The sequence below is a fragment of the Roseovarius sp. YIN77 genome (genome assembly GCF_057219155.1).
The window spans coordinates 1-26233 of record NZ_JBXVVI010000018.1 but is presented as its reverse complement, the minus strand read 5'-3'; the positions used below and the strand labels follow the sequence as shown (position 1 = coordinate 26233).

Genomic DNA, 26233 nt, shown 5'->3' with positions numbered 1-26233 from the left:
CCGGAGGAGAGACCATGAGCACCACTCGTACTGAAACCGACAGCTTTGGCCCATTGGAGGTTCCCTCTGACCGGTATTGGGGCGCACAGACCCAGCGCAGTATTATGAATTTTCCTATTGGCTGGGAAAAACAACCCATTGCTATCGTCCGCGCTTTGGGCGTGATCAAGCAAGCGTGTGCAGAGGCGAATGTCGAACAAGGTGGGTTGGACAAGGATAAGGGTGACGCGATCATTCAGGCCGCATCCGAAGTGGTGTCGGGCGACCTAGATGACCACTTCCCACTGGTGGTTTGGCAAACCGGTTCGGGCACGCAATCCAACATGAATGCGAACGAGGTGATCGCCAACCGTGCCATCGAAATTATGGGCGGCGTGATCGGGTCCAAAACCCCCGTACACCCCAACGATCACTGTAACATGGGGCAATCGTCAAACGATACCTTCCCCACCGCCATGCATATCGCCACCGCGATGACAGCCCATGATGTGCTGCTCCCCGGCCTTGCACATTTACATGCAGCACTGGAAATGAAGGTGCAGGAATTTGACGGCATCATCAAAATTGGCCGCACCCACACGATGGATGCAACGCCCCTGACGTTGGCACAGGAGTTTTCCGGCTATGCCCATCAGGTCGCCATGGGTATCGTGCGAGTGAAATCTGCCCTGCCCCGTATCTATGAACTGGCACAGGGCGGCACTGCCGTCGGTACTGGGCTCAACACCAAACATGGTTGGGGCGAAAAGGTGGCGGAAAACATGGCCCGGATCACTGGCCTGCCCTTCATCACGGCCCCAAACAAGTTCGAGGCATTGGCCGCCCATGACGCCATGGTCGAAATGTCCGGCGCGTTGAAAACCGTGGCGGCCAGCCTGTTCAAAATTGCCAATGACATCCGCCTGCTGGGGTCAGGCCCTCGTTGTGGTCTGGGTGAATTGATGCTGCCGGAAAATGAACCGGGATCGTCTATTATGCCCGGCAAGGTGAATCCCACACAATGTGAGGCCCTGACCCAGGTTTGCGCCCATGTCTTCGGCAATGACGCGGCCGTTGGGTTTGCAGGGTCGCAAGGGCATTTCGAACTGAACGTCTATAAACCCATGATGGCCTATAACGTGTTGCAATCCATGCAGCTTTTAGGCGATGCCTCTATGGCCTTCACCGACAACTGCGTCTCCGGCATCCGCGCCAACAAGGACCGGATCGCCAAGATCATGAATGAAAGCTTGATGCTGGTCACCGCGCTCGCCCCGACCATCGGTTATGACAACGCCACCACCGTTGCAAAGACCGCGCACAAGAATGGCACCACGCTGAAGGAAGAGGCGATCAATCTGGGCTTTGTCGACGAAGAAACCTTTGACCGCGTGGTGCGGCCAGAACAGATGATCGGCCCCAAATAGCCAGCTTTGGCGCGGTATTTCATGCCGCGCCAATCTTTGCTCAGTCTAAAACGCGTAGAATTTCCCATCTGGAACTGCCGGAAACGACGACGTCTGACAGTTTTCGCCCCCAATCTTTGTGAATCTCTACCGTTGCGAGCTGTGCAAAGAATTCGTCCATCTCGCCAAGATTTTCAATCTCGACCTCATGCACGATCATCGATTCTGCGTTGCCGATATGACCGGTCAAATAGCGCTGATTGTGGGTATCCGCGCCTAGCGTTTTGCCCACGGCTTCGTCCCACTCTTTCATCAGATTGATCACATCACTTTGATGGCCGAATTTCGCTTTGATTTGCCAGCGTGCTACAAACATGGTCTTCCCCCTTGGTTCCGTTTTCTACTGCCAACGAGGTCTGCGGCCTGTATTCCCGCCGCTTGCATCATAAACGCTTTAACGATCATATGAAAGCAAGGCCGGATCGGAGTTCGACAAAATGGGCAAAGTCATAAACCTGCGACAATTGCGAAAACAGCAGGCAAGAGACCAGAAAGCGCGTGCAGGCACGGAAAACGCCGCGCGCCATGGCCGGAGCAAGGCGGAAAAAGCGCTTGATCAGGCAGAGGCGGACAAGCTGCGCTCCCATCTCGACCAACATCGGTTGGATGAATGAGCGGCCGCCCCGTCAAACATTCGCTGACCCTTCGCGGTCATCGCACCAGCGTTTCACTTGAAGAGTCATTCTGGAACGCCTTTCGCGCCATAGCGCATGATCGCGATGTGCCGATCAACGCCCTGGCTGCCGAGATTGATGAAGCCCGCGATATGGATACTGGCCTCGCCTCCGCCATCCGGGTTTATGTGCTGAACCACTATATCTCGGCCGCGTCTGACTGATCTGTTCTGGGCTTTAGTTGCAGCCAAATCCCTTCCCCCGAGCGAACGGTCAAATGCGCAACAGGCACCGGTGGCTCACCTGCCACCTCTAGATGAAACGCCCGCACGATACGTGACAGCATCAACACCCCTTCGGCCATGGCAAAACCCGCGCCAGGGCAGACACGCGACCCGGCAGAAAACGGCAGATAGGCATCGCGCTGACAGGCTTTGCCGTTTTCAGTTGCCCATCGACCCGGGTCAAACTCATCGGGCCTGTCCCACATCCGTGGGTGCCGATGCAGATGCCAGGGGCTGATCACGATCTGGGCGCCCGGTTTAATTTTTCGCCCGCGAAACTTTTCGGGACATCGCGCCTCTCGCACCATCATTGGAACGGGGGGGTAAAGCCGCACGGCCTCCCGAAACACATCACGGCTGATCCGAAACCCAGACAGATCGGCAATAGTTTGGGGCGCGTCCACCGCTAGGGCTTCCTGCGCCACCCGGTTCTGCCACATTGGATCAAACGCCAATAAATACAACGCCCAAGCCAACGCTGATGCACTGGTTTCATGGCCCGCGAGCAGAAAGATCGCCACCTGATCCACCATCTCCTCTACATCAAACCGTTGGCCGGTTTGCGGGTCAGGTGTCGTCATAATCCGAGTTGCCAGATCATCGGGGGCTGTTTCGGCCTCAATCTCTGCCATTCGTGCGACTGTCAGATCGCGGATCAAGGCGCGAATACGTCCCGCCGTTTCGCGCACGTCCCGCCGGTGAGTGCGCGGCACCCATGAGGGCAAGCGCAGGAATGCCGCAACATTCAAAATAGGTTGGCTGCGCTGGTAGGCCCTGAATTCACGAAACAACTGGCCCGCGACCTGATCCTCTATCGGCAGTGAAAACAGCGTGCGAAAGATCACATCAGCTGCGATATGACTTGTGATCTCTTCGATCTCAACCGCCTGCGACAGGTCCATTTGCGCGATCCGGGTCACCGCAGCATCGGCCGCCGCCTGCATCGCTGGAAAGATATCCTTCAGCCGCCCGCCAGCAAAGGCGGGGTCAATGATCCGCCGCTGATGCTCCCATTCCTGACCATTGGTTACGAAGACTGATCGCCCGAGCAGTGGGCGCAGCCCCTCCTCCACCCGATCAGACTTTGGAAACACCTGCGGGCGTTGTCGCAAAACCTGTTTGATCAGCTCTGGTTGGTTGATTAGGTAAGATCTGAAAAATGGCGTGCGAAACTCTGCCATCCAAGCGCGATAAAGCCGTTCAGGTTGGGCCGACAGGATATCCTGCCGAAACAAACGTAAATAGCGCCACAGGGACACCCGGTCCGGGCGTGACGGGGGTCTGGGTGGCCTCATGGGGCCATATCCCGGTAGCCGGACAAAGGTGCTTCAATCCGCGATTTAGATGGTGCCCTGCCGCGAACACGCTCTGCCAATGTCTGTGGTCCGGCTGTGATGGCGAAATAGTCGTACCATCCAGGTTGGTCAAAGGCGCAGAGGTACTGAAAATGTAGCCGAAAGAATCGCCAACGCAATGCCTTCCATCGTTCAGGCGACAACGTCTGACTGAAAGCTGCCGACAGTACCAGTGGCCAGCATTTATCCGGTGGGGCCACACCGGTGACCGCCACCGGGTCACATAGGGCAAATGAGCAGCCATCGCCCGGTGCGCTGACATCCACCCATGTCAGTTGCGTTGATCGCGACAGCGCTGCCAGATCACGCCGCAACTCGGTGGCCCGCGGCAGGAACGATATCATCGGAACCGCCTGCCCCAGCGACAGGAAAGACAATTTGGCGCCCGCTGGTCGTTCACGCCGCAAAAGCTCTGCCAGAACACTCACCCCCAAATAAACGCCCGACGAATGCCCGATGACCAGCACCTCATCAACATCTTCCGACACTGCGGTTTCGATTCGGGCGCGAAACTGGTCCAGCCGCGCCTGTAATTCTGGTGAGTATGTTCCCCTCCCTTGCGCGGTGAACGCATAATCCTGCATCAGGTAATGGGCATAGATATGCCGATCCAGATGACGAAACAGCTGCATCACCCCAGCAAAGGCAAATACCGCGACGATCATCCCACCAAACGGGTGTATGGCACCAACCCAGTTAAGCAAAAGCACAGCCAGCAAAACAGCCACTGCCAGTTGCGAAAACATCAATGCCACCGGATAAAAGGCTGCGATCACTGGACCTTTTCGCATCCGGACCAGCCGAAATATTGCGCCGCTGGCAACATACACGAATATGGTCTGAAACAAGTATCCGTAAGTCTTTGTAATCGAATTGCCCATGGCAGCAGAAACGATATCCGACCAAACCAGTACCTCGACTTCAGTCTTGGACACTTCCCCATCAAATTTCGCCGAGACCTGCCAACTATCGGCCCGAGTTTCCGGCAAGGTCGCGATATCCATTCTATATCCTGATAACGCGGCTTGTTTTGCAGCTTCCTTGCGATAGAGCTCCCTGTACCGGCGCGCCGGAAATGGATCAAAGCCCGGGATATAGAACACCCGCCTCGTCCGGACTTTGCCTGTCTCTGCCACTGATATCCCCGCTCTGCCTGCGCGCAGATTAGCGATGCTTGGGTTCAAGGTTAAGTCCGCTTAGCCAAATCTTTGCAAGACCGGGAAAGTTTCGTTCAGCCACCAGGCCAAATCGGTGAAATTTCCGGTGATCATCATCAACCCAACCGTCCACAACAACAGGCCCATAATCCGTTCGATCTGTTCCATATGTTGTTTCATCCAATTCATCACGCCGCGAAGGTTCGGAAAGAACGCAGCAACCAACAGAAATGGAATTCCCAGACCCAGGGCATAGACAAACAACAAGAAGGCCCCACGCGACACTGACCCATCTTGGGCTGCCAATGTCAAAATGGTTCCAAGCTGTGGACCGATACAGGGTGTCCAGCCAAAGGCAAATGCCAACCCCAAAACATAGGCGCCAAAGGCAGAGCCACCCCTATCGCCGGCCTCAAACCGCATTTCGCGATCCATTATTCCGATCCGGTAAACCCCGACGAAATGGCCCCCAAAAATCATAATTACAAGGCCCGACAACATGACGAACCATTGTTGATTTTGCAGAAAGAACTTCCCAAAAACCGACGCGCTTGCCCCCAAAAGCAAAAACACCGTCGAAAGACCCATGACAAAGAACAATGCCGACAACAGAACCCGTCTTCGGGCCGAAACATCATCCCCCATATCAGAGACAGACACACCACCCATATAGGCCAGATAGGGTGGCACGACGGGTAAAACGCAAGGGCTGAGGAAAGACAGAATCCCACCCGTCATTGCAATCAGCATAGACGGCAACAAACTCGCGTCGAAAAGATCGAATCCAAACATCTGCTCAATACCTCTGGCCTATGACCAGATACGCGAAAATTCCTACCCCGTCACGCAACAGATGGTCACATCTGCGTTTGTTTCAAAGCGTGTAAGCAATACTTCTCAGGGGATCTGCTATTTGGTGCGGTCGAGAAGACTCGAACTTCCACGGGAGTTACCCCACAGCGACCTCAACGCTGCGCGTCTACCAAATGGATCACCGTGCCCTAGTTGTTCAAGGGGAACTAGAAATTATCCTCGCAACTACTGTCATTCGGCATGTTCACTCCAACACCCGGGCAGACTATTCAGTCACCCGGCGCTTAGCTGTTTGGTTGCCTCAATCAGCTTGCTTCGTGTGTCTCGGGCAAGGCTGCTTTCCAGCTCAATCCGGATATCGGGGTTTTTGCGGCATAGGTCTTGCAACGCGCCTGTATCGATCGCAAACAGCCGAATGGTCCCGACAGCGCGCACCGTGGCGCTGGCGGGTTCGCCGGTGAAACAGGTCAATTCGCCAATAAAATTCGGGGCCCCCAGTTCACGGATCACGACATCGCCCGAGCGGATCTCAACCACACCTTCGGCCAGATAGTAGAGCGTGCCAATCTCCTCTCCATGGGTGGCAATCTCTGCCCCATCTGGGCGGTTGCACCAGTATCCAGCATCCAACAACTGTCGCACGTCCAGATACGGCATATCGGCCAGGGCGCCCTCATACAGGGCGCGCTCCTCGGCTGTGAAACGGATACGGTGGGTTAGTATAAAATAGCGGGTGATGCCGAAAACGCTGATCGTGATCCAACTGAGCTGAATGATCGCGGACCACAGATTGAAATTTGACGCGAGCGATAGCAAGACCAGCGACGCCGCGATCAGATTCAGCAGGGCATAAAGGTAACCGGCGCCCCGGATATAACCAAGTTGCAAAGCTGCATACGACCCCAGATAAACGGCCACCCCCAAAAAGCCCGCAACCTCATACATCTGTTGCGACAGCAACCAATCCATACACGTTCCCCCATGTCCGCAGATCATTCCTAACCGCAATTTTCATAAATTGCAGGTCGTTTTTTAAGATCTCTGATGAAGAGTGGGAAATTCTTATAAACTGTGAACCTTGCCAATGGACACATCCATTCGGCGATGGCCCGTCCACATGCTGCCGAGTTTTTCTCTGAAAGTCCGAAATAACCTTCGACTTCGACGGCAGACAACGCTCAGAAACCAGCGTCCCGGAACAGTTTGTTCATTCGCAAAACGCGTTGAGCCAAGTACCCGGCCGCGCGACGGTGAAGTTCCGCAGCAACCGCCCGCCCTTCAATCGTTGCTGGTATATTTTCCAAACTGATTTGCAGGACCTCAACAGGCGTATCGGCAACAATGGCGGCTGAACGGGGTGCGTTTGCATAATAAGCCATCTCGCCAACAAGGGCACCGGGCCGGAAGCGGGCGACGACATGTTTGTTGCCATCTTGGTCGGAAATTTCTGCACGAAGTTCCCCCAACAGCAATTGATAGACTTCGGTCGACTTCGATTGTTCGGTGAACAGTGCGTCACCGGCTGTAAGTGACAGGAACTGCGTGAACTGCGTAGGATCAATTTGCGGTAACTGGGGAAGGATCTCCTTCAACAGATTTTGTACAGGTGCACTGGAATGGATGTTTTCAGATCTGGAGAGAACGTCGGCTTCTAACGAAATTAACGCGTCGTCCAACGAGGTATAATTCTGTGAGCTGTCGAACGCCTCGCCCAGCTTCAGTTGTGCAACCAAGGTTTCGGAAGCACCCGAGACTGCGAACGTGACACCGTGCAGAGCACAGATTTCTGCAATGCGTGTTAAGGCGAAGTTGGCAGATGTGTCGAGACCAATGACATGTGTAAAATCAAATATGATCGCACGCGGGGGCGACGCTGATGATACCTCTTCCTTGAGTGTCTCCATCAGGGAATTTGCTGTCCCAAAGAACAGATACCCGCTGAGTTCGAATATCTGTGATCCGGCCCCGTGATCGGCGAGATAGGCCAACTCCTCTGGCCCCCGCTCTATTGACGATCGACGTGATGCGATCGAGGTCTTTAAGCGAACCACATCAACGCGCGCGTATGACATCACGAAAAGGATCAATGCCGCCAACAGACCAAGCGCAAGCGCCTGCAGAAATCCGAGCGTTGCCGCGGCCATCAGGATCAAGGCGATGATCAGTTTATCGCCCCGTGGCAGGCGGCGACGTTGAACCCAAATCCATTCATAGAGCAAATCCAACCCCAGATAAGCGACCACAGCCGCGGCAAGCCCAACGGGAAACGCACCAATGATCTGGGTTCCCAGAACCAATGGGATCATCGCTGAAAGGCCCACAGCGATACCTGCGGCCCGTCCAGTAGCACCCATTTTGTTTGCGAAAATTGTTTCACCCAAAAGATGGAACCCAACAAACCCCCCGGTCATCCCGGAAATAACATTCGATGATCCCACCGTTTTCAGTTCATGCTCCAGATCAAGTTCCTGATCCAACGCCACTTCCAAGGCGCTTGAGTTTAGCAACAAGCCAATCGCGGAAACACCAGCAACTGCTATGATCGTGGGTGAATGGGTTACAATTGCGCCCCAATTGGCCTGTGCCGGAATGTCAAAGGACAGACCCTGAAAAAAACTGTCATTCGGAAACGGGCCAAGCAGAAGATTCAATTCGCCTGCCTGTTCCAAGTCCATTCCCTTGAAATAAAGAACGGTAAAAAACACCACCGCAGCCAGGGCTAAAGCGGCAGGCAATGTCATTTCAGATTTATAGTTACGGGTGAGTAGGACAAGCAGCGCACTGAACGCGAACCAGGGCAACCAGAACATCAGCTTACCACTCTCAAAGATTGTGGCCAGATTCCAAACCGTGATCGTGTCCTTTAAAATCATCGAAATAGCGCCGGTCGTCAGCAGAAGTCCGGTCGCGGCTAAAAACCCGCCAATTACGGAATAGGGTATGAACCGTGCGATTGCACCCAGCCGGAACCTTCCTGCCAGAAACAAGGTAATCCCGGTGAAGATCGACGTAACCCCGACAAGCGTTGCCACGGTTGGAAACATCTGTTCTGGCGCGGTGGTAGATAAGGCCGCAGCTATCGACGCAGCTGCACCAGCCAAAAGCAGGGTTGGCGCGTCTTGCACATGGCACACAACGCCAGAACCCGTTGATCTGAATGCCACGATGATCGGCATCGCAACGGAACCGATTAGGGCCAATCCTATTCCCATGCTCAAATGTGACGCGAGTAGGCCGTTGTAGATAAAGGCCGCGAATGAGACCACGAATGACAAAGCAAGCGCTGAGATGACGATCAGCGCGACAGTTAGCTTAGCCAATCCGGTTGGGCTCAAATCAAAATTTGAAACCGTGTCGTCGTCAAACCCACGCTCCACTGTCATACTGAATTCCCATCATGTGCAAGGAAGTTAGAGGGGAATGGTGTAAATTATCAAGAAATTTCCATGACCTATCGCAATGGCGTAGAGGCGCGACAGATAAAATAGATATGCAAACTCCCGTCGACGTGTTGCGTTACAAACTCAAAATGCAGCCGCTTTGGAGTATAGAGGATGTAGAATAATTACATTTTATCGCGCTGTTCCGATTTGCATTGGCAGTTTCCGAATCGAACTAGGCAGTATGATCTAATATCGAGAAATTTTGAGAAATTGGGTTAAGATTCTTCAAGTTTATGGCTGAAAAGACCAGAATTTTTTAATTTCCTTGAATTTTTTTACTTTTTGCTATTCAATTACCCATCGGCAATTAGGGCGGGCAGGCCTAGTCGGGGGCTCAATTTATATTTGGTGTGGGTATGGCTTTAATGCGAATTGTTAAGTTTTTAACATTGTTTTTCACAATATTTACTGGAATGGCGATCTCTGCGATAGCGGCACCAATTGCGACCGTCGCGGGATTGGTCGGACAACCCTCTGTTTCTGACGGAGCTTCGGTGTCTGCGTTAAGCAATGGGGCCCGAATTGAACAAGGCAGCACGGTGGAGACCGACGCGAACTCTCGGGTTGAGCTTGTATTCGACGACGGAACGATGATTGCAATCGGGCCAAATTCCAGGCTTGAAATCACCGATGTGTTGATGAGTTCTTCTAATCGCGCGAGCCGTTTTGCGATCAAGGCGATCGGCGGGGGTTTTCGTTTTATCTCCGGCAAGAGTGACCGCGAGGTTTACAAAATCACGACACCGACAGCGACCATGGGTATTCGCGGGACTGTTTTCGACATCGCGATCGTTGAGGGTGAAACTTTGATGGCACTGTTCGATGGCGAAGTTCAGATGTGCCGGAATGCGAACACCTGTAAGGTTTTCGCTGATCCCTGCTCGATATCGATTGCCCCTCGTAATATTGCCATAGAGGAAATCGAGGGGGTCGATGCGCTTGAGGCTCTGGGTACGCAGTTTTACTTTTTCCAGGAACCGCCTGCGATCGGCACGGGCTTCGACACGGATATATCCAGTTGCTCGCGGCACGCGGAAGTCGTCGTGGAATCCATCGAAGAACCGCGCGCCGAACCTGCTCAAACACAGCCTCCTGCGCCTGAACCACCAGCCCCTGAGCCTCCGGCACCTCCGTCTGGCGACTTTCCCGGCAACAGTGGCGAATTAGGTCCTAGCGAAGGCAAGGGCGGAGGTGTAAGCGCGGGGCAAAATGGGTTTGGCACCGGCAATGGACGTGGCGCAGATAATGGTGGCGGAAACAAAGGCGGGAAAAAATAGAGCCGCCCGCAAAAGCCCCCGGCTTGGATCTCTTTAGGCGAGGATAGACCATTGCGTGTGCCCATTCTTTTGCTCGGCATCACAATGGTCTTGGCACTTGCGACCCTGCGGTTGGTCAATCCCTACCCCGTGGAAGCGCTCCGCCTGAGCTACTTTGATTTTCTGCAACGTCTGGTACCACGCAGCTACCAGGACCTTCCGGTGCGTGTTGTCGATATCGATGAACAAAGCCTACAAGAATTGGGTCAATGGCCCTGGCCCAGGGATCAACTGGCGACACTGGTCGAAAAACTGGCCGATCATGGCGCGGCGGTGATTTCTTTGGACGTCCTGTTTGCCGAACCGGACCGGAACAATCTGACCAAACTGCTCCAGGATCCGGTGTTGTCAGACATGCTGACGCCTGACATGCGCGATGTTCTTTCCAACAAACTTGCGACAGACCAAATTTTCGCCCGGACAATCGCTGATTTTCCGGTGGTTCTTGGCCAAGCGGCGGCAGCTCATAGTAAAACGGATATGGTTACTTACGACAAGGCCGGGATTGTAGAGGTTGGCCTTAATCCTAGTGACGGCTTGATATTCATCCCCGCCACCACGCCCATTCTACCTGTCCTGCGTGATGCCACCTGGGGCATAGGCAACATCAACGTCACCCCGGTTCAAACGACGGGGATCGTTCGGCAAGTTCCTTTGATCTGGAAAACACAGCAGGGATTTCTTCCGTCGCTATCAGTAGAAACACTGCGGGTTGCGTTGGGACACCCGATTTTTCTGTTAAATGGCTCTCCGGATGTCTCTGGGATTGTTCAATCCCTGCAGGTGGCGGGCTACACGATCCCCACCAACGAACTTGGCGAAATATGGATGTATTATCGTCAGGACCACCCAGATCTTTATGTGTCTGCCGTGGACGTCATGTATGATCGCGACCCTGCCATGCTTCGGCAGGCTCTTGAGGGGCAGATCGTGCTGGTCGGCACATCTGCGGCGGGGTTATTGGACATTCGTGCAACGGCGCTGGGCGAAAGTGTGCCCGGCGTGTCGATCCATGCGCAAATCATCGAACAAATCCTCACCGAGGATTATCTGTTTCGCAACGATACAATCGCTGGGCTTGAGGTCCTTGCCTTCGTGATTGTCGGCCTATTGGTGACATGGGTCATGCACCGTGCCGGTGCGACGAGTTCCGTCATCGCCGGTGCGGGCGCCGCCGTTATTGTTGTGGTTGTCAGCTGGGTCGCTTTCCACCGTTATAGTTTTCTGTTTGACGCAACTTTTCCCATGCTTGGGGGATTGGCCAATTTCGGCGTTTTGAATGCCTTTCAGTTTATTGTGGCCGACAGAGACAAGCGCCGTATCCGCCAATCCTTTTCCCAATATCTGGCGCCGTCAGTGTTGGATCAGATTGAAAAGCAGGATTACGCCATCTCGCTGGATGGTGAGCTGCGAGACATGACCGTGATGTTCACGGATATTCGGAATTTTTCCCCCATGGCAGAACAAGTGTCTCCGCAAAGATTGGTTGAGATACTCAATGAACTGTTTACCGATCTATCCGATGGGATACTCGACAACGATGGAACGATCGACAAGTTCATCGGCGACAGCATTATGGCATTCTGGAACGCACCGCTTCCTGTCGAACAGCATCGCCGAATGTCTGCACTGGCTGCGCTGAGAATTGAAAGCGCCACGAAAAATTTTGCCCGCAAGCATCCTGAAATTGACCCCCCTATTCGCGTGTGCCTGGGGGTTTCCTCCGGGAAAGTAAGCGTCGGCAATATGGGGTCGCGGCAACGATTTAATTATTCCGTGATCGGGGATACCGTGAATGTGGCCGCGCGGCTTGAAACCAGTTGCCGGCACTTAGAGGCGGAGCTTGTATTCTCTCAGGAGGTGCGCGATGCCACCGATGATCTTGCGTGGATTTTTGCTGGTAATTTGTCACTGAGGGGGATCAGCAATCGTCAACCAGCTTATGTGCTCATCGGGGATTCTAACATGAAAGCATCTGAGGATTTCAAGGCGTTCTCGGACGCTTACAATGCGCTCATCGCTGCCCTGCAAGAGCGGAATTCGCTATCGCCGCATCTTGAAAAATGCCGGTTACTAGCCCCATCGATCAGCAGGCAGTTGGTGGATTATCTTGGGCGGCTTTCTGAGCGGGTCGAAGATTTCTCAGCACCTCAGGCAATGGCCCAAACCGCCAGGATCATGACATAAGTCAGCTGGTGTGCCGCCTGATCAACCCCAGCTGCCCGCCAAAACGCCGCATCTGCCGGTGTTAACCCCTTGCCATCCGTCACGCGCGCCTTAATCCAATCAATATGAAAATGGATGATCAGATCACTTGCAACCAACAGAAAAAGCAAAGTTGGTGACGTCTGAACAATCACCAAAACGATGGCAGTTCCTACCGCATGCACCACTGCATGGGCGAAGCGACCAACATGCAGATATGTCTGCCTTCCGCTGCGCATAAATGCAGGCTGAAGAAAGTAGTCAGCAAACATGTGCTTCACCTGGAGAAGCACCATTAATATTATGATATCTGCTGTCATGGTCGCGTGGAAACACCCCTTTGGTAACAGCACCCTATATTTGCAACTCCCTTTGATGCAATCGGCAAATTAGGGTTCGTCAGAAAACGCGGTATTGCCCAGCAATTACATTTGTTCGATCGAGCTGCTCAGATGGTAGCGGTTGCCGGGATAGATCAGGTTGCTCGTCGTGGCAACGGTGCGGCCACTCCAGGTTTTCCGCTCGATCATCAGGCAAGGAATGTCTTTGTCTATATCAAGATTTCTTTGAGTTTCAGCATCGGGCATGATGGCATGTAATGATTGGATTGCGCGAGTGACCGGGCTGATCTTTTGGATGTAGGAATAGGTCGTCATGCAGTTGAAGTCTTGCTCTAGATAATCCGGAACGGCATAAGGATTGACGAATTTGTTTTCCAGTTGCAGCGGGATCGCACCCTCATAGTGCACGACGCTGGAGAAAAATATCGGGTGACCGGGTGATATGTTGAACCGCGCGGCCAGCTGAACGTCCGAATGAATTTCCGTCAGCTTCACAACCTTGCACTGGTGGCTGTGTCCGCGCGCAACAATTTCCTCCGCGATGTCGGCGATCTTCAGAACCGAAGATCCGAATTTCTTTTCTGCAACAAAACTGCCTGAGCCTGGAATACGCTTGACCAGCCCTTCATCCGATAATTCTCTGATGGCTCTATGAACGGTCATTCGGGATGCAGAAAAACTATCCATCAAAGCGTGTTCCGTCGGGATCTTGTCACCTGGCACGAGCAGACCGGAATCGATCTCTTCGCGGATGAAATCCTGAATATGTTTGTAGATAGGTTGGTTTTTCTTTTCTGGCAAAGCAAAGCTCACTCGGGATTACATAGCGCGCGAATGGGTTGCGCGAGTGTTGTCGGTGCGAGTGTTAGTGCATATTGTTCACCTTTTCCACATCTGTGACAAAACCGCGGTGCCAAAACTTGACCAGCGGCGCCTGGGGCCCAAGGGCATCCAGTACAATCCGAACGCCTGAAGCCGCCAATTCCACGTATTTGTGGAAAAGCGCAGTTGTTTACGCATTGGTGAGACTGGCAACGTTGTGCCATTTTAGCCGCACGTAGATATTCACCTGTGCGCTGGGTGATCGAATTTAGTTCAATCACCGCGCAGTTCTAAAACGGTATAAAAGGCCCCCTTGCAAAATGGCCGCATGTTCTAACTGTCAAAAGACATTCCGCTCTTTGTAGGATTCAAGGAAATCCACGATCCTTTGTTCAGAACTTTCCTGGAAGAATTCCGATGTGGTGGTGTATTTCACGAGCTGCCCTTTATCGAGAAAGGCAATCTTGTCGGCGACATGGGCGGCAAAACCCATTTCATGGGTGACAACAACCAAGGTCATGCCCTCCGCAGCCAGCGCCTTGATCACTTCCAGAACTTCGCCCACCAATTCAGGATCCAGCGCCGAAGTTGGTTCATCAAACAGCATCAGGTGCGGTTCCATCGCAAGTCCGCGTGCGATGGCAACCCGCTGTTGCTGACCCCCCGAAAGCTGCGAAGGATAGCTGGCCGATTTTTCGAGCATTCCAACCTTTTCAAGCACTTCCTTCGCCTTGGCGTGTGCCTCTGACAGCTTGAACTTTCGCACACGCACCAATGCATCACTTACGTTTTCCAGCACCGTCATATGAGGCCATAGATTGAACTGCTGGAAAACAAAGCCAATGTTGCGGCGGGCGTGCAGAAGCTCTTTTTCCGTCATCAGAGCGCGGGAATTCCCCTTGTCGGTATATCCAAGAAGCTCACCCTCGATCAGAACCGATCCTTCATTATACTGCTCAAGAAAACTCATGCAGCGCAACAGGGTGCTCTTTCCGGAACCGCTTGGACCGATCAGGCACACAACTTCGGATTCATTGATGTCCAGAGAGATGTCTTTCAGCGCCTGAAAGTCGCCAAACGTTTTGCTGATATTCTGCACTGAGATCGCAACGGGTGTTTGAGGCTGAGTCATGGGTATTCCTATTTGCGGATCGTGAGATGGCGGGTGAAGCGTGATTCAGCCTTGCGCCCCAGATACGAAGTCAACTCGACCAGCATCCAGTAAAACATAGCAAGGATCAGCGTCGCTTCGAAAAACGCGAAGGTTTCGGTCGACATGGTGGTCACTTCGAACAAAAGCTCGGGAACTGTAATCACTGAAAGCACGGCCGTTTCTTTGGTCAGGATGATCGAGAAATTCGTCAGGGGCGGAATGATCGAGATCAGCATTTGCGGCAGCATCACCCGACGCATAATTGTGAAACGTGACATGCCCAACATCTGTGCTGCCTCGATATGCCCGGGAGGGACAGCGCCGAACCCAGCCCTGAAAATCTCGGCAAAATAGGGGCTGCTGTAGACTGTCAATCCGATGACACCTGCGGGGATAGGATCCAGCACAAGACCAAAAGAAGGCCCACCATAATAGAGGATGAACAGCTGAACCAAAAATGGTGTCCCCCGGATGATTTCTACATACGCCCGAAGGATGGGATTGAGGAATTTGTTTTTGGCACGAATGCCAAGCGCCAGAACAAAACCCAGCATTGCACCCAATATTGTCCCGGCAATCCAGCACAATACAGTCACACCAAATCCGTTCAAAAGAGCGGGGCCGTAGCGGACGAAGAGATCAAAGTCCATATCATGCTCCTCCATGCGCGGGTGAGAGTTTGCGCTCTGCTGCACGACCGGCCATGGCGATCACTAGGTTAAGGGCTAGGTAAAGGGCGGCAGCCGCCAGGTAAATTTCCAATGGTCGATAGGTCGAGGCCGCTATGTTCTGGCTGGTGCGGGTCAGTTCGGCGATCCCGATCACCGAGATCAACGAAGACGCTTTCAAAAGCAGGATCAGCTCGTTTATCAGCGATGGCAGTGAAATAACGAGAGCTTGTGGAATGAGGATCTTTTTCCAGACCTGAGTCATTGGAAACCCAAGTATTCGGGCAGCTTCGATCTGTCCCTTTGGGATCCCCATCAGACCGCCGCGAACAATTTCACCGATATAGGCGGCAGAACAAAACGACAGGGCAATCAGGGCCGCAATAAAGGCTGGAAGTGAAACGCCGATGACAGGCAACGCGTAGTATACAAGCATTAGCTGTACGACCAATGGCACACCGCGGAAAATGCTGACATATAATCCGCCAATTCTGCGGATTGCTTTTTTTTCAGATACACGCGCGGCGCAGACCGTCACTCCGATCAACAAACCGCACAACATTCCCGTCACGGACATGACAAGGGTAACCATCAACCCCTGAAACAAAAACGGCAGTGCATCAACGACAACTTGAATGTCCATACGGCCCTCCGGCTAAACGGTTCAATGCGACCCCCGCGCCGAGATCGGGCGCGGGGGTGCGTGAGCTACTGTCAGATTTTTGGTTCTGGTACTTCCGTCGGGAGATCAATCGTAGTCCCGAACCATTTTTCCTGAATTTTAGCCAGCTCACCGTTTTCATGCATCGCTTTGATCGCATCATCGATCGCCGCTTTCAGGCTTTCAGAGTCACCTTCAAGGCGCAGCGCCATGGCGAAATAGGTTGGTGTGCCAAAAGCGGGTTCAACAATTGCAAATTCTGTGCGTGACTGAGTCAGATAAGCAAGGTTGAGCAAAGGCCCGACCACCGCATCGACACGACCAGCCATCAGATCGGAATAGGCTTGGTTGTTGTCGACATATTCACGCAGATCAGTGCCACCATCCAAGGTTCCAACATAATCTTTCAACTGGTTGAATTCGGAAGATGCCTTCTGTCCGCCAACAACCAAACCTGCGATATCGCTGGGTTGCGAAATCCGGTCATCATCGGCTCGCTTGACCAGCCCGACTGTACCCGTGGCAAATGGGATCGTGAATGCATAGCGTGTCATACGCTCAGAGGTCACGGTAACCGGGGCGTTCACCACATCAAAACGACCCGCTTCGAGGCCAGGTAGAACGCTGGACCAAGGCAGGTCGGTGTATTCTGCCTTGACGCCGATATGCGCTGCGATTGCATCGGCCATATCGCGGCTAACACCTTGGTATTCTCCATCAACGATCATGTCGAAAGGTGGGTATTGCATCTCTGTACCAAAGCGAAGAGTGCCGCTTTCAAGTACATCTGACAAAATGTCAGCCTTGGCCGTGGCGACACTGGATAGTGCGACGACACCGGCCATAGCGGCGATCTTTGCAAGTTTTGTTGCGTTGTTGGTGAAAGGTAAATTCATCTGGTCATCTCCCCATTGTTGGAACGGCAACCGCGGTTGCGAAATTATTTTGCGCCGCTCAGTGGTTTTCTGTAGTATCAATCTGCATATACAATTATATGCAGTTGTCAAGCCACCACAACACACCGCCGCCAACGAACAGCAGGAGTCAAAATGAGACAGGAGCCAGGAAGCGAAAAAATGCGCCTCTACGAAGAGGAAAGCTCACCTGAGGCCATCAGCAAAAAGTTTGGAATTGACGTCAGTGACATCATCGATTTCTCAGTCAATGTGAACCCATTTGCCCCGCCACCGGTTGTTTTCAATGAAGCATTGGAAGCCATCAAAGCCTGCGGCGTTTACCCTGATCTGCATCTCAAAGGCCTAAGGCAAATACTGTCCAAGCGGCACGGCTTTGATGAAGGCTGCTTTATGTTTGGTGCCGGATTGGATGATGTTTTGAAACTGATTTCCCAAGCGTGGCTCGGACCATCGAAGACGGCGTTGATCCACATCCCAACATTCCCACGATACGAGCTTGAGGCACGAATCGTAGGGGCCACCCAAGTTTTTGTTGAATCAGACACACCCTGGCAGATTGACATCGCCAAGATCAGAGCAGCTCTTCAGACGCAACAAATTGATGTTGCTTATTTATGCTCTCCGAACAATCCAACCGGTGCGCAAATCGCGATCGATGACATCAATGATCTCGTATCAGAGTTTCCTAAGACAAAATTTGTTGTCGACGAAGCTCTTGCTGACCCAGGCGAACTGGGTGCGCTTCCATTGGTAAATGCTCACTCAAACATGGTGGTCTTGCGCACATTTTCAAAGTATTTCGGCCTGGCTGGGCTAAGAGTTGGATATGCTGTTGGTCAACCTGACACGGTCTTTTCCCTGGCTCCCGTGCGCCCCCCGTTCAATGTCTCTGGTTTCTCGGCCAGGATGGCAATGGCAGCCCTTGAAAATGATGAATTTTTGACAACCTCGCGTCATGCATTTCTGAAAGAACGTGAATTTGTCATTTCGGAACTCAAGAAAATACCCGGCCTGAATGTTCGCGGATCGTGTTCAAATATGATGTTGATATCCATAGAAGATATTCCCACTTCAGAGTTTGTCGGCGCATTGGCCAGGCATGGTGTTCTTGTGGTCGATGCAACATCGTTCCGGGGCCTCGAAAATGTACCATCGATAAGAGTATCACTGCGAACACGCGCCGAGACCGCACGACTAACAGACGCGATACACGCGGTTATACCGAATGCATAACCCGCAAATTATTCCAATCGGCTTTTGGGCGTCACAGCTTTGAAAGCACAAGAAAGTCTCCTAAGTTGACAACGCCAAACTGGTACATTTTCCTGTCTAGCTGCCACCGACCCCATATTTCCGACTTCTGCATGTGGGTGCAAAATCTCCTTAACCGGCAATTCATGTCTTAACTTCGCACTTTTCAAAAAGATTAGGGTTTTGCGTTCACTCGTTGAATCCACTCCGCATTGCAGACACTTATTGTCAGGCAAACAAAGATCGGCCGCAAAGAGTCGCGGCCGATCCTGGTTTTGGTTAATTCGCTCTGCCTGGTTTATCGAACCACATAAACCGAACATTTCGCATGGCGGACAATTCGCGAAGAGTTTGGACCAATCAGATAATCCGCAAGGTCTGCCTTATGTGCCCCGACTACGATCAGCGATGACCCTGCCGCAACAGCAGCACGTAGCACTTCGTCATAAACACGCCCAGTCGCAACAATGTGACGGACTTGGCTGTTTTGATCCTGGCCCAACACCTTGGCCACTAACGCATTAAGCTGAGCTTTGGCGACATCGACCATCTTTTCATGATGATCTGAGCCGAAGAAATCACCAACTTGGCTCATCCCGAAATCGGGCACCACGGCGATAACATCCAGCTGCGCCCCATCCATTGCTGCGATTTGCGCAGCCCGCCGGAGCGTTTTGACATCATCATCACCGTTGCTGATATCGACGGCACACAGAACTGAATTGGTCATGCGGGTACTCCTTCGCGGGAAATGCGGCCACGTTGCAGGAAGGCAACCAATCCCAGCAATATCAGCGCCGGAAGGATCACAATTTCCTTTGGCATCTGCGCTGATGGCGCCATCACGGATTTCAGTGTCACAGCGTCGTCTGCGTAGAAGTCAAAGCTGGACAGTGTATCTGCAAATGGAGAACTGAAGGACGGTTCGTCCATTTTCACAACACCGTCTTCCTCCAATAACAGCAAACCGGTTTCTTCCAACCTTGCATCTGCATCGCCCTCTCCGCTCACGGCGATAACAAGGGTGGTTTCCTTGATGTTGCCCGTGTCGAAATCGGGGCCCTCGACCACAATTCGCAACTCATCCCCATCAGCTGCATTCCCAAGCGCTGCTGTAAGTTCTGCAGGCTGAATGCTTTCAAACGGGGGCTGGACGCGATCCATGATGAAATCCGGTCGGAACATCGCAAATGCAATCAAAACCAATGCAACACTTTCATAGATCCGGCTTTTCGTCAGGAAATACCCCATCGTTCCGGCCGTAAAGACCAATATGGCAATTGAGGCCGTCACAAAGACGAACACCCCCTGAACCAACGAGACATCAATCAACAGAAGATCCGTGTTGAAGATAAACACAAACGGCAACGCCACAGTCCGCAAGCTATAGAAGAATGCCGTGAACCCTGTTCTGATCGCATCACCGCCAGAAACCGCCGCAGCTGCGAAACTGGCAAGCCCAACGGGTGGCGTCACGTCAGCCATGATCCCAAAATAAAAGACGAACAGGTGAACCGCGATCAATGGCACGATCAGCCCGGATTGCGCGCCCAGCTCAACTACAACGCCCGCCATCAAAGATGACACAACGATGTAGTTCGCCGTGGTTGGCAGCCCCATGCCCAGAACAAGGCTCAACAGCCCAACCATCACCAACATCAGGATCAGATTGCCGCCAGACAGGAACTCCACCAGGTCCGCCATGACCTGTCCAACACCTGTCAGGGTGACGGTGCCCACAATCACACCAGCGGTCGCCGTGGCAAGGCCGATCCCGATCATGTTACGCGCGCCATCAATCAAGCCCTGGATCAGATCTGCAATTCCATCACGGAAGGCATTGGCCGTATCGGATTCACCCCTGAAGATCGCCTTCACCGGCCGTTGTGTCAGCAGGATCACGAATAGTAACATCGTGGCCCAGAAGGCCGACAGACCCGGAGATTTCTGTTCAATCATTAGAAAGTAAACCAACACAATGATCGGCAGCAGATAATAGAGGCCGGATTTGTAGATCTCTGCGATCACCGGCAGTTCGACCTTTTCGGCATTTGGGTCATCTGGTTCCAGATCGGGTACGCTTGACGCAAGCCATAACAGCGCCAGATACGCCAGAAAGATCAGTGCAGACATAACGATCGCAGACATATCCGGCACCAGGGCTACAACCCAGCCAACAGGGTACTGCACGCCGTAGCACAGGCCAGCAAAACCCGCGAAAAACAGCGCCATGCCGCCAATGGTTTTGCCCATGGAAACGACACGGTCGCCCAAGGTTGGCATGTTATTCTTCACCGCCTCCAAATGCACAATATAGACCAGTGCGATGTATGAAATTGCAGCGGGCAGGAAGGCATGGGTGATCACCTCGACATAAGATATCCCCACATATTCGACCATCAGGAAGGCCGCCGCGCCCATCACCGGCGGCATGATCTGGCCATTGACAGAGGAGGCCACTTCTACCGCGCCGGCCTTTTCGGAACTAAAACCAACCCGTTTCATCAGCGGGATTGTAAATGTGCCGGTGGTGACCACGTTAGCAATGGAAGAGCCGGAAATCAGGCCAGTTGCGGCAGAACCGACAACTGCGGCCTTGGCCGGGCCACCCCGCAAATGACCCAACGCACCAAAGGCCATTTTGATGAAATAGTTCCCGGCGCCAGCCTTATCCAAAAGTGCCCCAAACAGAACAAAGAGGAAGACGAATTTTGTAGACACTCCAAGTGCGATACCAAACACGCCTTCCGATGTGATCCACATATGGCTCATGGCCTTCTTCAGCGATGCGCCCTTCCACCGGATGACGTCGGGCACCCAATCGGACGACCCAAAGAAGACATAGGCCAAAAACACAGTCGCAATGATAGCCATCGCAGGCCCCAGAGCGCGGCGTGCGCCCTCAAACAAGATCAAAAGACCCGCAAGCGCGAACCATTTGTCGACATCATCGGCAAGGCCGCCTGCATCCACGATTTTTTGGTAAAAGACGAAACCGTACATGGCGATGATCGCCCCTGCCAGACCCAAAATCCAGTCGGCAATGGGGATATAGTTTCGAGGGCTTGATTTGAATGCAGGATAGGCCATGAAAGCCAGAAAAACAGCAAAGGCCAGATGCACCTGCCGAGAGTTATTGATCAGATCACCGGGCAGAACATAGTTCGCCAACGGGGACGCCAATACAACTTGAAAGACCGACCAGACAACCGCCACGATTGCCAGCAACATTCCCACGGATCCTGCCGGGTTTCTGGCCCCGGCATCGGTGGAGGCGACAAGATCTTGGAGTTCCTCTTCGCTAAGCGGGCGACTGCCCTCGTTCTTTTCGGCCATTTTCACACTCTCCCTGACATGCCGCTTTTGTATGATGCGGCTTACACGGCATTACTGCCAAATATACTTTGACCAATAGACAAGGGCGGCCTCAGCCGCCCTTGCAATGGATGGATTGTTATTCGATCCAACCTTGTTCCTTGTAATATTTCGCAGCACCTGGGTGCAGTGGGGCCGACAGGCCAGCGGTTGCCATATCCTGCGGTTCAAGATGGGCAAAGGCCGGATGCAGCTTCTTGAAGTCTTCGAAATTGTTGAAGACCGAAGACACAACGGCATAAACCGCATCTTCAGATACAGCAGAGGAGGTCACGAAGGTCGCGCCAACACCAAATGTTTGGGTGTCGTTGTCAGACCCGCGATACATGCCACCCGGAATGGTTGCTGAACGGTAGAAGGAATTATCAGCAATCAAGCCATCGACCACATCGCCAGACACCTCAACCAACACGGAATCGCAGGCGGTTGTTGCCTCCTGGATCGAACCGGACGGGTGGCCAACGGTATAAACCATCGCATCGATCTGGTTGTCGCACAGGGCTGCAGACTGTTCTGCTGCCTTCAGCTCTGTCGCCAGGGCGAAACTATCGGTTGACCAGCCAAGCGCGCCCAGCAGAACCTCCATCGTGCCGCGCTGACCGGAACCGGGGTTGCCGATGTTTACGCGTTTTCCCTCAAGATCGGCGAAGGTTGTAACGCCAGAATCTGCACGAGCTACAACCGTGAAAGGCTCCGGGTGTACAGAAAAGACGGCGCGCAGATCTTCAAACGGGCCAGCATCCTCGAATTTCGAGGTGCCGTTATAGGCATGGTACTGCCAGTCAGATTGGGCCACACCAAATTCCAACTCGCCTTCGCGGATGGTATTGATGTTGTAAACCGATCCGCCGGTGGATTCGACAGAGCAGCGAATACCATGCTCTTTGCGGCCCTTGTTCACTAGGCGACAGATGGCGCCCCCTGTGGGGTAATACACACCTGTCACACCGCCGGTACCGATGGTGATGAACTCTTCGGCGATTACCGCAGGTGCCATCAACGCACCCACCGCAAGTGCCGCCATGGAAACTTTTATTCTATTACTCATCAAACTTTCTCCCTTTTTGATGCGTGGATTGGTTGCCGCCTGAAACTTCGGATAGGCGGCAGTTTTTATGCTCTACTTCCGCTATTCGCTGTCGAGCAGGATCACCGGAGCGGGCAGCCAACATCCCAATCATAATTTCACACAGTACCACGGTGGACACATATGACGAAAAAAAATGCTGACTGTCTGTCGGAACAATAAAACTTGCCGAAGCACTGACAAGGGCCGGGCAGGTATGCGTATCGGTAATCACAATCACAAATACACCAGCGGCACGCGCCTCTTGGGCGGCAAGTATGGATTTGCTGGCAAATGGCGGTTTGGTCACAACGATCAGGACATCCTGATCCGACATGGCAACCAAACCACTGGCCAAAGACGCTCCCATGCGGCTGGCCATGGACCAGTTATCGGCAATGAAACTCGCCATATACGCCAGATATTCTGCAATACCAGTTGATCCCAGAGCCCCGGTCACCAGCACCTTTCGCGCGGAATGAAGCCTCTCAACACAAGCCTCCATTGCAGAGGTGTCTATTGTCGCGCTGAGTTTTTGAATATTGCTGGAACAATCCAAAGTATGTTGGGTTGTAAAATCATGTCCCCCCTCATCATGTCGCTGCTGCAACGCCTCGACACGATGTGAAAAAGAGTTTGACTTACGCTCAATCGAATTGCGCAAAACGTCGCGCAGATCTTCATAGCTGTCAAAACCCAGCGCTGTGGACATACGCGAAAACGTGGCTGGCGATAGGTTTGCGTCTTTGGACACTTTGCGCAGGCTGCGTGTCGCAACATCAACAGGATTCGCAACGACAAAATCCGCTGCCTGCTGCAGCTTTGTACTCAATAATCCGTATTTGCCGGACAATTGCTGTTCAAATGATGGCGCCAATGACTTCAACCCAGGTCACACCCAATTTTGGCAATGTTTCATTTGTTTCACATCTAGTCAACAAAAGAATTTTATGTTTCAGTTACAGGCATTGATTCACAAGAGGATTGAAAGATGTCCCACGTCTTTCCCCGCCACACGAAATCATCGCTCCCCACGATATCGCGCGGTCAGGGTGTCTATTTGTACGATCAATCGGGAAAACAGTATTTCGATGGATCTGGTGGCGCGGCTGTATCCTGCCTTGGACATGGGGATCAGGATGTTACCGATGCGATCAAGGCGCAGCTAGACTCTGTCGCCTTCGCCCATACTGGGTTTTTCACCTCTGACCCTGCGGAAAAACTGTCTGATACGCTCATCAAACATGCGCCCAGAGGGATCGACCGTGTCTATCTGGTGTCAGGCGGATCAGAGGCTATGGAGGCAGCGCTGAAACTCGCGCGCCAGTATTTTGTGGAATGCGGGGAAATCGGACGCCGTCATATCATTGCTCGGCGGCAGAGCTATCATGGCAATACGCTGGGGGCGTTGGCGACCGGCGGCAACGCATGGCGTCGCGAACCGTTTTCACCGTTACTTATTGAAACAACACATATTTCCCCCTGCTTTGAGTACCGCGATCGACCAGAGGGTGAAAACGCTTATGACTACGGTCAGCGTGTCGCGAATGAGCTGGAGGAACAAATCCTGCGCCTGGGCCCGGAAACGGTCATCGCCTTTGTCGCTGAACCGGTTATCGGGGCAACTGCAGGTGCGGTTCCGGCGGTCGAGGGCTATTTCAAACGCGTTCGGGAAATCTGCACGCAATATGGCGTATTGCTGATCCTTGACGAGGTTATGTGCGGCATGGGGCGCACCGGCAGCCTATTTGCCAGTGAACAAGAAGGGATCAGCCCTGATATCGTCGCCATCGCAAAAGGGCTGGGCGCCGGATACCAGCCGATCGGCGCCATGCTGTGCAGTGCTGAAATCTATGCGACAATCGAACATGGAAGTGGTTATTTCCAACACGGTCACACCTATATGGGTCACCCAACCGCATGCGCCGCCGCGCAGGCCGTGGTGGCAAAACTGACCGATGGGGGGCTGACAGATCGATGCGCTGTAATGGGCGAAAAACTGCAGGACTCCTTACATCAGACCTTTGGCCAACACGCTCATATCGGGGATATTCGGGGGCGTGGGCTGTTTCGCGGGATCGAGTTTGTCGAGGATCGTGACACCAAACGCCCGTTTTCACCAGACCGTAAGCTGCACGCGGCGCTGAAAAAAGCCACGTTTGAGGAAGGCTTGATCTGTTATCCGATGGGTGGAACAGTGGACGGAGTGAACGGCGACCATATCCTGCTGGCCCCACCCTTTATTCTGGAAGACAACCACATCGATGAGATTGTCAGCAAACTGCACACCGCAATTGGACGCGTTCTGTGACACATCTGCCCAGGCTAATGGTTGCACCCAATGGTGGCAGACTAACAAAGGCAGATCATCCAGAAATCCCGATCACGTTGGAGAAGATCGTTGCAACAGCGGTTGAGTGTCATGCTGCAGGGGCTGACGGTCTGCATTTTCACGTCAGAGATCGAAATGGGCAGCACGTTCTTGACGCTGGGCTGTATCGAGAAACCTTGACAGAATTACGCAGCGCGGTGCCCGAAATGTTCTGCCAGATCACGACCGAAGCGATGGGCAGATACAGCCCGCAACAGCAACGACAATTGGTGGATAGCGTCCAACCAACTGCGGTCTCAGTTTCGCTGTCTGAAATGCTGCGTGATGGAGAAACAAAAGCCGCAGCGATGTTTTACGCCCGGTGTAGAGAGCGTGACATCGCCGTTCAGCATATCCTCTACAACGATCAGGATCTGGACACTCTCTCCCATTGGGTAGAGGCCGGATATCTAAATCCGGACGAGCTTCAGATCCTCTATGTGCTTGGCAGATATGCCGCCCCGCAAAACAGCTTTGTTGTGGAACTGAATCCGCTGCTCAAATGGTTGCCCCAGCAAAGTTTTGTGCCCGACTGGGCCGTGTGTGCTTTTGGGCGCAGCGAAACATCCTGCCTTCTTGCCGGAGCCTGCCATGGTGGAAAGGTGCGAATTGGGTTTGAGAACTCGATTTACAACTCGGATGGATCCGTTGCCGGATCAAACCGCGAACGTGTTGTCGAAATGGATGCGATATTGAGGACCCAAAGTTGCCCATAAGGCATGCAATTTGCGCTTGGCTCTTCAGTGACAGTTTTCAGAACTTACTTCTCGTTCACACATGACGCAGCATTTGACTCCATTGGGCCTATTTTGTTCACTAATCTGTCGATGTACTTCTCCCATTTCTGGAGTTGGAGTTCCCCCGGTTTGATGGACACTTTTTATCGATGAAGGAGAATGTTTTTCATGCCGAGAACGAGGAACCCGTACCCTGCGGAATTCAGGGATCAAATGGTCGCGCTGGTGCGAACCGGGCG

Annotated in this window: 24 protein-coding genes; 8 read left to right on the top strand and 16 right to left on the bottom strand. The window is 53.0% G+C overall.

What is annotated here, in order from left to right:
- Nucleotides 1-14: 14 nt before the first annotated feature.
- Nucleotides 15-1406, top strand: a complete 1392-nt coding sequence (fumC, locus tag AC2D8P_RS13630) for a class II fumarate hydratase (protein ID WP_484703335.1) — start codon at nucleotides 15-17, stop codon at nucleotides 1404-1406.
- 40 nt (nucleotides 1407-1446) lie between these two features.
- On the opposite strand, the gene AC2D8P_RS13625 is transcribed toward fumC, so the two are convergent.
- Complete coding sequence (locus AC2D8P_RS13625; protein WP_484703334.1) at nucleotides 1447-1761, bottom strand: hypothetical protein; 315 nt, start codon at nucleotides 1759-1761, stop codon at nucleotides 1447-1449.
- Between the two features lie 121 nt (nucleotides 1762-1882).
- Here AC2D8P_RS13625 and AC2D8P_RS13620 point away from each other — a divergent pair, with 121 nt between their 5' ends.
- Complete coding sequence (locus tag AC2D8P_RS13620; RefSeq protein ID WP_484703333.1) at nucleotides 1883-2059, top strand: DUF4169 family protein; 177 nt, start codon at nucleotides 1883-1885, stop codon at nucleotides 2057-2059.
- Nucleotides 2056-2283 (top strand): ribbon-helix-helix domain-containing protein, encoded by a 228-nt coding sequence (locus AC2D8P_RS13615; RefSeq protein WP_484703332.1) that lies wholly within the window; start codon nucleotides 2056-2058, stop codon nucleotides 2281-2283. Before AC2D8P_RS13620 ends, AC2D8P_RS13615 begins: the two co-directional genes overlap by 4 nt.
- Here AC2D8P_RS13615 and AC2D8P_RS13610 read toward each other — a convergent pair.
- The 5 genes from AC2D8P_RS13610 to AC2D8P_RS13590 form a co-directional block, all read right to left on the bottom strand.
- The gene (locus AC2D8P_RS13610) at nucleotides 2259-3638 is read right to left on the bottom strand and encodes a cytochrome P450 (RefSeq protein ID WP_484703331.1); all 1380 of its coding nucleotides are present in this window, start codon (nucleotides 3636-3638) and stop codon (nucleotides 2259-2261) included. The genes AC2D8P_RS13615 and AC2D8P_RS13610 overlap by 25 nt on opposite strands.
- Nucleotides 3635-4834, bottom strand: coding sequence for a hypothetical protein (locus AC2D8P_RS13605; protein WP_484703330.1), 1200 nt, complete (start codon nucleotides 4832-4834; stop codon nucleotides 3635-3637). The genes AC2D8P_RS13610 and AC2D8P_RS13605 overlap by 4 nt, the downstream gene beginning before the upstream one ends.
- 60 nt (nucleotides 4835-4894) lie before the next feature.
- Nucleotides 4895-5647 carry a cytochrome c biogenesis CcdA family protein gene (locus tag AC2D8P_RS13600; RefSeq protein WP_484703329.1) on the bottom strand — a complete coding sequence of 251 codons (753 nt, stop codon included), beginning with the start codon at nucleotides 5645-5647 and terminating at the stop codon, nucleotides 4895-4897.
- A 294-nt stretch (nucleotides 5648-5941) separates the two neighbouring features.
- Nucleotides 5942-6637 carry a cyclic nucleotide-binding domain-containing protein gene (locus tag AC2D8P_RS13595; protein WP_484703328.1) on the bottom strand — a complete coding sequence of 232 codons (696 nt, stop codon included), beginning with the start codon at nucleotides 6635-6637 and terminating at the stop codon, nucleotides 5942-5944.
- A gap of 209 nt (nucleotides 6638-6846) precedes the next feature.
- On the bottom strand, nucleotides 6847-9051 hold the full coding sequence (locus AC2D8P_RS13590) for a SulP family inorganic anion transporter (protein ID WP_484703327.1): 2205 nt from the start codon (nucleotides 9049-9051) through the stop codon (nucleotides 6847-6849).
- A 425-nt stretch (nucleotides 9052-9476) separates the two neighbouring features.
- On the opposite strand from AC2D8P_RS13590, the gene AC2D8P_RS13585 reads away from it, so the two are divergent.
- Together AC2D8P_RS13585 and AC2D8P_RS13580 are read left to right on the top strand one after the other, a co-directional pair.
- Nucleotides 9477-10388, top strand: a complete 912-nt coding sequence (locus AC2D8P_RS13585; RefSeq protein WP_484703326.1) for a FecR family protein — start codon at nucleotides 9477-9479, stop codon at nucleotides 10386-10388.
- A gap of 57 nt (nucleotides 10389-10445) precedes the next feature.
- A complete protein-coding gene (locus AC2D8P_RS13580) occupies nucleotides 10446-12614 on the top strand; it encodes a CHASE2 domain-containing protein (protein ID WP_484703374.1) in 2169 nt (722 codons plus the stop codon).
- On the opposite strand, the gene AC2D8P_RS13575 is transcribed toward AC2D8P_RS13580, so the two are convergent.
- From AC2D8P_RS13575 to AC2D8P_RS13550, 6 genes are all read right to left on the bottom strand, one after another.
- On the bottom strand, nucleotides 12578-12952 hold the full coding sequence (locus AC2D8P_RS13575) for a DUF3307 domain-containing protein (protein WP_484703325.1): 375 nt from the start codon (nucleotides 12950-12952) through the stop codon (nucleotides 12578-12580). The genes AC2D8P_RS13580 and AC2D8P_RS13575 overlap by 37 nt on opposite strands.
- A gap of 105 nt (nucleotides 12953-13057) precedes the next feature.
- On the bottom strand, nucleotides 13058-13786 hold the full coding sequence (gene hutC, locus AC2D8P_RS13570; RefSeq protein ID WP_484703324.1) for a histidine utilization repressor: 729 nt from the start codon (nucleotides 13784-13786) through the stop codon (nucleotides 13058-13060).
- 349 nt (nucleotides 13787-14135) lie between these two features.
- Nucleotides 14136-14927: an amino acid ABC transporter ATP-binding protein gene (locus AC2D8P_RS13565; RefSeq protein WP_484703323.1), complete on the bottom strand. Its 792-nt coding sequence runs from the start codon at nucleotides 14925-14927 to the stop codon at nucleotides 14136-14138.
- An 8-nt stretch (nucleotides 14928-14935) separates the two neighbouring features.
- Complete coding sequence (locus AC2D8P_RS13560) at nucleotides 14936-15598, bottom strand: amino acid ABC transporter permease (RefSeq protein ID WP_484703322.1); 663 nt, start codon at nucleotides 15596-15598, stop codon at nucleotides 14936-14938.
- A gap of 1 nt (nucleotide 15599) precedes the next feature.
- Nucleotides 15600-16259: an amino acid ABC transporter permease gene (locus AC2D8P_RS13555; RefSeq protein WP_484703321.1), complete on the bottom strand. Its 660-nt coding sequence runs from the start codon at nucleotides 16257-16259 to the stop codon at nucleotides 15600-15602.
- Nucleotides 16260-16330: 71 nt separating this feature from the next.
- A complete protein-coding gene (locus tag AC2D8P_RS13550) occupies nucleotides 16331-17173 on the bottom strand; it encodes a transporter substrate-binding domain-containing protein (protein WP_484703320.1) in 843 nt (280 codons plus the stop codon).
- Between the two features lie 153 nt (nucleotides 17174-17326).
- Here AC2D8P_RS13550 and AC2D8P_RS13545 point away from each other — a divergent pair, with 153 nt between their 5' ends.
- Nucleotides 17327-18427 (top strand): pyridoxal phosphate-dependent aminotransferase, encoded by a 1101-nt coding sequence (locus AC2D8P_RS13545; RefSeq protein WP_484703319.1) that lies wholly within the window; start codon nucleotides 17327-17329, stop codon nucleotides 18425-18427.
- A gap of 316 nt (nucleotides 18428-18743) precedes the next feature.
- Here the strand turns inward: AC2D8P_RS13545 and AC2D8P_RS13540 are convergent, their stop codons facing one another.
- From AC2D8P_RS13540 to AC2D8P_RS13525, 4 genes are all read right to left on the bottom strand, one after another.
- Nucleotides 18744-19175: a universal stress protein gene (locus AC2D8P_RS13540; protein WP_484703318.1), complete on the bottom strand. Its 432-nt coding sequence runs from the start codon at nucleotides 19173-19175 to the stop codon at nucleotides 18744-18746.
- On the bottom strand, nucleotides 19172-21781 hold the full coding sequence (locus tag AC2D8P_RS13535) for a TRAP transporter permease (protein WP_484703317.1): 2610 nt from the start codon (nucleotides 21779-21781) through the stop codon (nucleotides 19172-19174). Before AC2D8P_RS13535 ends, AC2D8P_RS13540 begins: the two co-directional genes overlap by 4 nt.
- Nucleotides 21782-21899: 118 nt before the next feature.
- Entirely contained in the window at nucleotides 21900-22868 is a 969-nt protein-coding gene (locus AC2D8P_RS13530; RefSeq protein WP_484703316.1) for a TAXI family TRAP transporter solute-binding subunit, read from the bottom strand.
- Complete coding sequence (locus AC2D8P_RS13525) at nucleotides 22861-23718, bottom strand: MurR/RpiR family transcriptional regulator (protein WP_484703315.1); 858 nt, start codon at nucleotides 23716-23718, stop codon at nucleotides 22861-22863. Before AC2D8P_RS13525 ends, AC2D8P_RS13530 begins: the two co-directional genes overlap by 8 nt.
- A 159-nt stretch (nucleotides 23719-23877) precedes the next feature.
- Between AC2D8P_RS13525 and AC2D8P_RS13520 the strand changes: the two genes are divergently transcribed.
- Nucleotides 23878-25197 (top strand): aspartate aminotransferase family protein, encoded by a 1320-nt coding sequence (locus AC2D8P_RS13520; RefSeq protein WP_484703314.1) that lies wholly within the window; start codon nucleotides 23878-23880, stop codon nucleotides 25195-25197.
- On the top strand, nucleotides 25194-25973 hold the full coding sequence (locus AC2D8P_RS13515) for a beta-keto acid cleavage family enzyme (protein ID WP_484703313.1): 780 nt from the start codon (nucleotides 25194-25196) through the stop codon (nucleotides 25971-25973). The genes AC2D8P_RS13520 and AC2D8P_RS13515 overlap by 4 nt, the downstream gene beginning before the upstream one ends.
- Nucleotides 25974-26233 lie beyond the last annotated feature (260 nt).

What these genes read in the sequence shown, in the direction of transcription:
- AC2D8P_RS13610 (WP_484703331.1), bottom strand. Translation starts at nt 3,638, where the DNA reads ATGAGGCCACCCAGACCCCCGTCACGCCCGGACCGGGTGTCCCTGTGG.
- AC2D8P_RS13550 (WP_484703320.1), bottom strand. Translation starts at nt 17,173, where the DNA reads ATGAATTTACCTTTCACCAACAACGCAACAAAACTTGCAAAGATCGCC.
- AC2D8P_RS13620 (WP_484703333.1), top strand. Translation starts at nt 1,883, where the DNA reads ATGGGCAAAGTCATAAACCTGCGACAATTGCGAAAACAGCAGGCAAGA.
- AC2D8P_RS13560 (WP_484703322.1), bottom strand. Translation starts at nt 15,598, where the DNA reads ATGGACTTTGATCTCTTCGTCCGCTACGGCCCCGCTCTTTTGAACGGA.
- AC2D8P_RS13600 (WP_484703329.1), bottom strand. Translation starts at nt 5,647, where the DNA reads ATGTTTGGATTCGATCTTTTCGACGCGAGTTTGTTGCCGTCTATGCTG.
- AC2D8P_RS13565 (WP_484703323.1), bottom strand. Translation starts at nt 14,927, where the DNA reads ATGACTCAGCCTCAAACACCCGTTGCGATCTCAGTGCAGAATATCAGC.
- AC2D8P_RS13615 (WP_484703332.1), top strand. Translation starts at nt 2,056, where the DNA reads ATGAGCGGCCGCCCCGTCAAACATTCGCTGACCCTTCGCGGTCATCGC.
- AC2D8P_RS13585 (WP_484703326.1), top strand. Translation starts at nt 9,477, where the DNA reads ATGCGAATTGTTAAGTTTTTAACATTGTTTTTCACAATATTTACTGGA.
- AC2D8P_RS13540 (WP_484703318.1), bottom strand. Translation starts at nt 19,175, where the DNA reads ATGACCAATTCAGTTCTGTGTGCCGTCGATATCAGCAACGGTGATGAT.
- AC2D8P_RS13590 (WP_484703327.1), bottom strand. Translation starts at nt 9,051, where the DNA reads ATGACAGTGGAGCGTGGGTTTGACGACGACACGGTTTCAAATTTTGAT.
- fumC (WP_484703335.1), top strand. Translation starts at nt 15, where the DNA reads ATGAGCACCACTCGTACTGAAACCGACAGCTTTGGCCCATTGGAGGTT.
- AC2D8P_RS13545 (WP_484703319.1), top strand. Translation starts at nt 17,327, where the DNA reads ATGAGACAGGAGCCAGGAAGCGAAAAAATGCGCCTCTACGAAGAGGAA.
- AC2D8P_RS13520 (WP_484703314.1), top strand. Translation starts at nt 23,878, where the DNA reads ATGTCCCACGTCTTTCCCCGCCACACGAAATCATCGCTCCCCACGATA.
- AC2D8P_RS13625 (WP_484703334.1), bottom strand. Translation starts at nt 1,761, where the DNA reads ATGTTTGTAGCACGCTGGCAAATCAAAGCGAAATTCGGCCATCAAAGT.
- AC2D8P_RS13535 (WP_484703317.1), bottom strand. Translation starts at nt 21,781, where the DNA reads ATGGCCGAAAAGAACGAGGGCAGTCGCCCGCTTAGCGAAGAGGAACTC.
- AC2D8P_RS13555 (WP_484703321.1), bottom strand. Translation starts at nt 16,259, where the DNA reads ATGGACATTCAAGTTGTCGTTGATGCACTGCCGTTTTTGTTTCAGGGG.
- AC2D8P_RS13530 (WP_484703316.1), bottom strand. Translation starts at nt 22,868, where the DNA reads ATGAGTAATAGAATAAAAGTTTCCATGGCGGCACTTGCGGTGGGTGCG.
- AC2D8P_RS13595 (WP_484703328.1), bottom strand. Translation starts at nt 6,637, where the DNA reads ATGGATTGGTTGCTGTCGCAACAGATGTATGAGGTTGCGGGCTTTTTG.
- AC2D8P_RS13575 (WP_484703325.1), bottom strand. Translation starts at nt 12,952, where the DNA reads ATGACAGCAGATATCATAATATTAATGGTGCTTCTCCAGGTGAAGCAC.